The sequence below is a fragment of the Blattabacteriaceae bacterium genome (genome assembly GCA_036390115.1).
GTDB lineage: Bacteria > Bacteroidota > Bacteroidia > Flavobacteriales > Blattabacteriaceae > DASQPV01.
In genome coordinates this window covers 1-6,318 of the sequence record DASWCM010000004.1, presented here as the reverse complement: position 1 = coordinate 6,318, position 6,318 = coordinate 1, and the positions used below count along the sequence as shown (strand labels likewise).

Here is a 6,318-nt window from a genome sequence, read left to right as displayed (position 1 = left end):
GTGAGGTATATCACCGTTATCCGAATCCTTTTCAAGTAGAACTTAAGAAAGAGATCTCATTTATTAAAAATATTTGTGATAAAAAAATATTTATTGGGAATGGAAGTGATGAAATTATTGATTTGATCATACGAATCTTTTGTAGCCCAGGTTTAGATAAAATTATTATCTGTACTCCTTCATATGGAATGTATGAAGTTAATGCTAAAATAAATGATATAGAAATATTGAAAATACCCCTAAAAAAGGAGTATAAACTTGATGTTAATTCGATACTTTCTTCCATTCCCAATAGTAGGAAACTAATTTTTCTTTGTTCCCCTAATAATCCAACTGGAAATGATTTTCTCAGTAAAGACATGGAAAGAATTCTAAAAATATTTACAGGTATTGTTGTTATCGATGAAGCTTATATAGATTTCTCTAATAAAGAATCATTTATTAACCTACTTGATAGATACTCCAAACTTATGGTTATGCAAACCCTTTCCAAAGCTTGGGGATTGGCTGGAATTCGTATAGGAATAGCTTTTTCTGGGGAAAATATGATTAGTCTAATGAATAGGGTAAAACCAGCTTATAATATAAGCAAATCTTCTCAAGAAATAGCTATTAAAACCCTTAAACAAAAAACGTTCTTTGAAAAAAGACTTAAAACGATTATTAAAGAACGAGAAAGAATCTCCAAAGAGTTAATTTGCCTTGTAGATAAGGTCTTTCCTAGCTCAGCTAACTTTTTGCTAACTCAAGTTTCTGGAGTACAAAAAATTTTTCAATGTTTTTTTGAAAAAAATCTTATTGTAAGAGATCGTTCAAAAATTAAATTATGCAAGAATTGTCTTAGAATTACAGTAGGGACTTATGAAGAAAATAATTTTCTTTTAAAAACTTTAAAAAATATCAATATCGATGAATAAAGTATTATTTATCGTTGAAGAAATCCCTCCTAAAATTGAAGAAAAGGTTCCTAAAGTTCTTTCTTTTATGTCGAGGATCTCTAGAGAATTCAACTATGAAATAGTTCTGGTAACTAATCAAGCAGGAGAAAAATTTTTTAAAGCTCATAGAAAAATAATGAAAACTTTTGAGAACGAGGGTGTTTATTTTTCTGCTGGTTCTATTGATAGAACCAGTAGAGGGGAAAGCTATGATATTTCTGGATCATTCGTTCTTGTAGATAGAAGAACAGATGTTTTATTAGCTAAAAACCTAAAGTGTAAAGCTATTTGGCTAAAAAAAGGGATAGTCCATAATGAAACGGCTTTTTCAGCTGAAAAACTTCAAAAGTTTCTAGCCTTAGAAATAAAAGATTGGGAAAAACTTTACGAGTTTTTAAAATTTGGAAGTAGAAAAATTCTACATTCTAGAAAAAGTAAAGAAACGGACATGAAAATAATTCTCCAGATTGATGGAACTGGAAAATATAATATTTGCACAGGAATTGGTTTTTTAAATCATATGCTTGAACAATTCGCTAAACATGCTTCTATAGATCTTGGAATTCAAGCCCAGGGTGATCTTCATCTTATTGATGAACACCATACGATAGAAGACATCGCTATAGCATTAGGAGAAGCCTTTTGTAAAGGTTTGGGGAATAAGCTAGGATTAGCTAGATATGGATTTTGTTTATCCATGGAGGAAGGATTAGCTAAAGTTGCTTTAGATTTTAGTGGTAGAAGCAATCTGGTTTGGAAGGTAGAATTAAAAAGAGAAAAAATTGGGGATATACCAACCGAAATGGTCTATCATTTTTTTAAATCATTTTCAGAATCTGCTAAATGCAACTTGCATATACAAGCTAAAGGGGAAAATGAACATCATAAAATAGAGGCAATTTTCAAAGCTTTTGCTAAATCCGTAAAAACGGCCATTTTTCGTGATGTTCAGCTATATAAATTACCTACCACAAAAAATATCATATGAAAACTATCATCATTAAATCACCTTCAGGGAATGTACAATCAATATTTTCTGCACTAAGAAGAATTGGGGTAAATGCTAAGTTAACGGATAATTTTGAGGAGATTCTATCTTCTGATAGGATCATTTTTCCTGGGGTAGGAGAAGCCAAATTAACGATGAGATACTTAAGGGAAAAAAGTCTAGATTTATTAATCCCAAAATTAAAACAGCCTTTTTTAGGAATTTGTCTTGGTTTGCAACTGCTTTGTTTTCATTCAGAAGAAAATAACACAGATTGCTTAGGAATATTCGATCTGGAAATAAAAAAATTTAAGAACATAAATATGAAAATTCCTAAAATTGGATGGAATACTATTTATCAACTTGAAGGAGTATTATTTAAGGGGATTCCCGAAGAAAGCTACCAATATTTTGTACATTCTTATTTTGCACCAATATGTGAGTACACTATTGCTAAAACAGACTACATATATACTTACAGTTCTGCTTTACAGAAAAATAATTTTCATGCTGTGCAATTTCATCCTGAAAAATCTGGTATTTTTGGATCTAAAATTTTAGAAAACTTTATTAAATTTTTATAAATATAAATGGATATTATACCATCTATAGATATTTTCGGAGGAAAATGCCTGCGTTTAACGCAGGGTAATTACGAAAATAAAAAAATTTATACTGTAAATCCAGTAGAAATGGCGAAAGTTTTAGAAGATCATGGATTAAAAAGACTCCATTTAGTGGATCTTGAAGGAGCTCTAAAAAGAAAAGTTCTCCATTGTAAAGTATTAGAAAATATAGCTTTTCAATGTAAGAATCTAATGATAGATTTTGGAGGAGGAATTCAAAGTAATGAGGATATTAGAGTTGTTTTTGATAGTGGGGCACATATTGCTAACATTGGGAGTATGGCAGTGAAAAACGATAAAGTTTTTCAAGAATGGGTGCAATGTTATGGGGGAAAAAAAATTATTTTAGGAGCAGATGTAAAAAATGAGAGAATAGCTTTTCAAGGATGGAAGAAAATCAGCAATATACATTTTAATTTTTTTTTAAAAAAAAAATTTCCCTTGGATTAAGGAAGATATTTTGTACTGATATTGATAAAGACGGGCTCTTATCTGGTCCTTCTATAGATCTTTATAAGAAAATAATTGAAGATTTTCCCCATCTAGAGCTTATTGCTAGTGGAGGAATAAAAAGTTTGAAAGATCTGGATGATTTACAGAGAATAGGTTGTAAAGGTGCGATTATTGGTAAAATTTTCTTTGAAAGAAAGGATTTTTTAAAATCAGTTTATTCTTGGATTGAAAAAAATTGTTAAAATGTTAGCTAAAAGAATTATTCCTTGTTTGGATATCCAAGATGGGAAAACTATCAAAGGGATCCGTTTTGAGAATCTTCGAGAAGTTGGAGATCCTGTTTCTCTGGCAGCTAATTATTCTGAAAATGGTGCAGACGAATTAGTTCTTCTAGATATAGGTGCTACAAATGAAAAACGTGATATACTTCTCTCTCTAGTAAAAGAGATATCCAATGTAGTTAATATCCCTTTAACTGTAGGAGGTGGTCTTTATAAAATAAAGAATGTAGAAGATCTACTATCTTCTGGTGCAGATAAAGTTGCTATAAATACATTTGCTTTTTTGAATCCAGAACTTATTGAAGAACTTTCTATACGATTTGGAACTCAAAGTATTGTTTTATCTATAGATACTAAATATACTAAATATGACAAAGAATGGAAAGTTTTTTTGAACGGGGGTAGAGTGAAAACAGAAAGAAATGTTTTAGATTGGGCAAAAGAAGCTGTAAGAAGAGGTGCTGGAGAAATTTTGATAACATCTATGAAAAATGATGGAACAAAAGAAGGATTTGATTTAGAAATAACACAAAAACTATCTGAAAAACTTTCAGTTCCCATAATTTCATCTGGGGGAGCTGGAAAAAATAAGCATTTTTTGGAAGTTTTAGATTTAGGAAAAGCGGATGCTGCATTAGCAGCTAGTGTTTTCCATTTTAAAGAAATAGAAATTATAGAATTAAAAAAATACCTCAAAATACATGGTATCCATGTTAGGATTTAAAGGACTTTTACCAGTTATTATTCAAGATAATTTCACAGGAAAGGTCTTGATGTTAGGATATATGAACGAAGAGGCTTATAGAAGATCTATAGTTGAAAAAAAAATAACCTTTTACAGTAGATCTAAAAAGAGATTTTGGACAAAAGGGGAAAAAAGCGGAAATTATTTATTAATAGAGAAAATTCTTATTGACTGCGATTTTGATACTTTGTTAATCAAAGTAACTCCTTTAGGTTTTATATGTCATCAGAAAACTGATACTTGTTGGAAAGAAGAAAACAAATACGATAAAAATGGATTTTTGATTAAACTTGAACAAGTAATTAAGAAAAGAAATGAAAATTCATACATATCTCAATTATTCAATGAAGGGTTCAATAGAATAGTCCAAAAATTTGGAGAAGAATCGATAGAGCTCCTCATAGAAGCTAAAGATGAGAAGGAACGTTTTTTTTTAAATGAAGCGGCTGATATGCTTTTTCATTATTTATTTCTAATAAATGCTAAAAATTACAAATTTAGAGAGATAATTGAGGTTTTGAAAAATAGGTACAAGAAAAGTAGGAGAGCTGAGGATTTATGAGCAGCGTCCTACTCTACCAAGAAGACTTAGTACCATCGGCGTAAACAGGCTTAACTTCTCTGTTCGGAATGGGAAGAGGTGAGCCCTGTTGCTTTTACCACTCTAATCGAAATACCTCAGCTTACTGAGGCTAAGTTAAATATTATGCAATATAATATTAAAGAAACTTACGGGTAATTAGTACCGCTCGGCTATGACATTACTGTTTTTACACCTGCGGCCTATCAACGTTGTCATCTTCAACGACCCTTCTAAAAAAGAAACCTCATCTTGTGGTAAGCTTCGCACTTATATGCTTTCAGTGCTTATCTCTTACGAACATAGCTACTCAGCTATGCACTTGGCAATGCAACTGATACACCAGAGATTCGTCCAACTCGGTCCTCTCGTACTAGAGTTAGCTCCACTCAAGTTTCTAATGCTCGCAATAGATAGAGACCGAACTGTCTCACGACGTTCTGAACCCAGCTCGCGTGCCACTTTAATGGGCGAACAGCCCAACCCTTGGAACCTTCTTCAGCCCCAGGATGTGACGAGCCGACATCGAGGTGCCGAACCTCCCCGTCGATATGAGCTCTTGGGGGAGACCAGCCTGTTATCCCCGGAGTACCTTTTACCCTTTGAGCGATGGCCTTTCCATACAGAACCACCGGATCACTATACCCTACTTTCGTATCTGGTTGACTTGTAAGTCTCACAGTCAAGCACCCTTAGCTATTGCACTCTATATCCACGATTACCATCCGTGTTGAGGGTACCTTTGGAAGCCTCCGTTACCTTTTAGGAGGCGACCACCCCAGTCAAACTACCTACCACGCACTGTTCTCTTACGAGTTAGGCTTCAAATAAACAAAGGGTGGTATTTCAAGGCTGACTCCACATCCCCTAACGAAGATATTTCAAAGTCTCCCACCTATTCTACACATTGTTTACCCAAAGTCAATACGAAGCTATAGTAAAGGTTCCGGGGTCTTTTCGTCCCATTGCGAGTTAACGGTATCTTCACCGGTACTACAATTTCACCAAGCTCGCAGCTGAGACAGTATCCAGATCGTTACACCATTCGTGCAGGTCGGAACTTGCCCGACAAGGAATTTCGCTACCTTAGGACCGTTATAGTTACGGCCGCCGTTCACTGGGGCTTCAGTTCGAAGCTTCACCATCTTGCGACGGTTGACCTCTCCCTTTAACCTTCCAGCACCGGGCAGGCGTCAGCCCCTATACGTCGTTTTCGACTTTGCAGAGACCTGTGTTTTTGTTAAACAGTCGCAGTGCGCATTTCTCTGCGGCCTCTTCGGGCTATGAACCCTAGTGAGGCACCCCTTCTCCCGAAGTTACGGGGTTATATTGCCGAGTTCCTTACCAACTGTTCTCACGAGCGCCTTTGGATATTCTCCTCGTCTACCTGTGTCGGTTTGAGGTACGGTTCCCTTACGTTCTCCTTAGAGGTTTTTCTTGGCAGTGTGGAATCGGCAGCTTTCACCCATACGGGTTACTGCTTTGCGTCTCAGTGATAACTCTCCAGCGGATTTACCTACTGGAGACACCTTACACGCATCGACCGTCATAGCCATAGGACGGCCCGCTTATCCTTCTGCGTCACCCCATCGTGATAACGAACACTAGGGAGGTCCGGAATATTAACCGGATGTCCATCGGCTACGCCTTTCGGCCTCGCCTTAGGGACCGCCTGACCCTGAGCGGATTAACCTTTCTCAGGAAACC

The 6,318-nt window shown here is 35.2% G+C and carries 7 protein-coding genes and 2 rRNA genes; 7 read left to right on the top strand and 2 right to left on the bottom strand.

Annotation, left to right across the window (positions count from 1 at the left end; genetic code table 11):
- From hisC to hisIE, 7 genes are all read left to right on the top strand, one after another.
- Positions 1-917: histidinol-phosphate transaminase (gene hisC, locus VF849_01340; protein ID HEX9232670.1), on the top strand; the 917-nt coding region annotated here is incomplete at its 5' end.
- Positions 910-1,926, top strand: coding sequence for a bifunctional histidinol-phosphatase/imidazoleglycerol-phosphate dehydratase (locus tag VF849_01335; protein HEX9232669.1), 1,017 nt, complete (start codon positions 910-912; stop codon positions 1,924-1,926). The genes hisC and VF849_01335, both read left to right, overlap by 8 nt.
- Positions 1,923-2,510, top strand: coding sequence for an imidazole glycerol phosphate synthase subunit HisH (gene hisH, locus VF849_01330; protein ID HEX9232668.1), 588 nt, complete (start codon positions 1,923-1,925; stop codon positions 2,508-2,510). The genes VF849_01335 and hisH overlap by 4 nt, the downstream gene beginning before the upstream one ends.
- Before the next feature lie 6 nt (positions 2,511-2,516).
- On the top strand, positions 2,517-3,002 hold the full coding sequence (locus VF849_01325) for a HisA/HisF-related TIM barrel protein (GenBank protein HEX9232667.1): 486 nt from the start codon (positions 2,517-2,519) through the stop codon (positions 3,000-3,002).
- Complete coding sequence (locus VF849_01320) at positions 2,987-3,247, top strand: HisA/HisF-related TIM barrel protein (GenBank protein HEX9232666.1); 261 nt, start codon at positions 2,987-2,989, stop codon at positions 3,245-3,247. Before VF849_01325 ends, VF849_01320 begins: the two co-directional genes overlap by 16 nt.
- Position 3,248: 1 nt before the next feature.
- The gene (gene hisF / locus VF849_01315; GenBank protein ID HEX9232665.1) at positions 3,249-4,010 is read left to right on the top strand and encodes an imidazole glycerol phosphate synthase subunit HisF; all 762 of its coding nucleotides are present in this window, start codon (positions 3,249-3,251) and stop codon (positions 4,008-4,010) included.
- Positions 3,997-4,593 (top strand): bifunctional phosphoribosyl-AMP cyclohydrolase/phosphoribosyl-ATP diphosphatase HisIE, encoded by a 597-nt coding sequence (gene hisIE / locus VF849_01310; protein HEX9232664.1) that lies wholly within the window; start codon positions 3,997-3,999, stop codon positions 4,591-4,593. Before hisF ends, hisIE begins: the two co-directional genes overlap by 14 nt.
- Here hisIE and rrf read toward each other — a convergent pair.
- Together rrf and VF849_01300 are read right to left on the bottom strand one after the other, a co-directional pair.
- Positions 4,589-4,698 (bottom strand): 5S ribosomal RNA (gene rrf, locus VF849_01305). The two genes, hisIE and rrf, sit on opposite strands and share 5 nt — an antisense overlap.
- A 51-nt stretch (positions 4,699-4,749) precedes the next feature.
- Positions 4,750-6,318 (bottom strand): 23S ribosomal RNA (locus VF849_01300); the annotation flags it as partial.

What these genes read in the sequence shown, in the direction of transcription:
- hisIE (HEX9232664.1), top strand. Translation starts at nt 3,997, where the DNA reads ATGTTAGGATTTAAAGGACTTTTACCAGTTATTATTCAAGATAATTTC.
- VF849_01325 (HEX9232667.1), top strand. Translation starts at nt 2,517, where the DNA reads ATGGATATTATACCATCTATAGATATTTTCGGAGGAAAATGCCTGCGT.
- hisF (HEX9232665.1), top strand. Translation starts at nt 3,249, where the DNA reads ATGTTAGCTAAAAGAATTATTCCTTGTTTGGATATCCAAGATGGGAAA.
- hisH (HEX9232668.1), top strand. Translation starts at nt 1,923, where the DNA reads ATGAAAACTATCATCATTAAATCACCTTCAGGGAATGTACAATCAATA.
- VF849_01335 (HEX9232669.1), top strand. Translation starts at nt 910, where the DNA reads ATGAATAAAGTATTATTTATCGTTGAAGAAATCCCTCCTAAAATTGAA.